Origin of the sequence: Vibrio sp. (assembly GCF_038138445.1) — a bacterium.
Lineage (GTDB): Bacteria > Pseudomonadota > Gammaproteobacteria > Enterobacterales > Vibrionaceae > Vibrio.
Map to the genome: position 1 here is coordinate 40,153 of NZ_JAYQDQ010000032.1, position 566 is coordinate 40,718.

Genomic DNA, 566 nt, shown 5'->3' on the forward strand with positions numbered 1-566 from the left:
TGCTTTACTAGCTCCCTTGCAACTTCGCCAAAGTCTTCACTCTCTAATTCTTGAGGTATAATAACACCTTTAATATCAAAAAAAAATGAAGTTTTTTCCTTTTAGTTTCATATTACAACCTTAAAGCTATCAATTTTCATCATTACCTTGTCTTATATATTTTTCACTGTTAACTTTATTACATAGATTTGTTTTATAATAGTCTTTTGCTTCTTACCTAGTTTTTTAAATGAATCATCACCATTTGAATTATCATCTCTTCACTTTTTTAATCATATGACAAATTTTTAAAATAATAAATTTGATACTGAGCAACCCATTATACTTAATAACCATTTCATTTTATTAAATTTATATGAAATATAAATAAATTAAAAATACGTTTATATTTTATTTTTTCAAGTTAAACATGATAAATATATTTTTATTATTTCTAAAAGACGATGTTAATATAGAACCTAGATTAAGAGTATAATGTTTTTTACTTTATCTCATTCAATCGAGGTTACCATGCACTGAGGAATCCCCTGATAATTTAGATAAAAATCATCAAGTTAAGGTAGATG